Annotated in this window: 1 pseudogene; it reads left to right on the top strand. The window is 29.5% G+C overall.

The features are described from left to right. Positions 1–750, top strand: a pseudogene (locus ACWIX0_RS13730) (hypothetical protein); the annotation flags it as partial. Positions 751–1,041: the final 291 nt, after the last annotated feature.

Below are 1,041 nucleotides of genomic sequence, written 5' to 3'. Positions count from 1 at the left end.
AATATCGTTTTGACAAAAGAGCAAATCATCTCATACTTCACACAATTACACCAAGAAAACACAGAATTTATCGCAAACTACATAGAATCAATAAATAAAAATCACGGCATTAAAGCCTATCATTTGCACGATAAAGTCTATGATGATTTATTATCAAAAGGAATCTTGCAAAAAGATATGTTTAAATGGTGGAGTAATGCCCCTAAGTCCCCTTATAGAAATGCGATACTTCTTACTCTTGATTTTCTATCCAAAACCAATCAACCAAATCATAAAATCTTATTATATGATGAGTTGTTTTTTTGGTATTTGGTTTTAAGTCTTAAAAATTTTATCGTAAGTTTTTCTGCTTCTTTTTGCGATGAAAATAATCTACTTTTTAATGCGGGGGCTTATAAGCAATACGCACATTTAGCAAAAAAATATCGTAGTAGCACAAAAGAAGTAGGATTTAGCAACACAATGTATGGCTTTGATGAGTATAGGAGAGAGTTATTTTTTGGCAATAATGGCGGATTGATGAATGTTTATGATGACTATATAAAATTACAATTTTTATCGCCAAACCAAGCATTATTTGAAAGAGGACAACCTATCACACCCTCCCCACTAGGCAAATACTATTTTGAATTAAGCGATAATAAAAGCGTATATATCGAATTTTTCCCTAGAATCTACCCTAGTATCACAAACCCTCCAAAAGGCTGGAGCAAAGAAATGATGCAAAAACTAGATTTAAAGCTAGAATAATCATAAAAGTATTTTGATAAAATAACGAAAATTCCAATAAAACCTACCATCATAAACAAAATAAACCTGCCATATAAACAAAAAAAACAAACAAAGTCAATAAGATTAAAAAAAACAATTTATCTAACATAACCTAAACAATAAAAATAACCTAAAATGTAAATTCAAATAAGTCAAATGATTTAGATAATTTCGATAATCTCAATAAATCAAACAGCCCAAAGGATTCAAGAAACCAAAAACAATACCAACAACACAAACAAATTCAAGCAACTAAAACAACCACAAAAG

The organism is Helicobacter sp. T3_23-1059, assembly GCF_053654515.1.
This window is presented reverse-complemented; position numbering and strand designations above follow the sequence as displayed.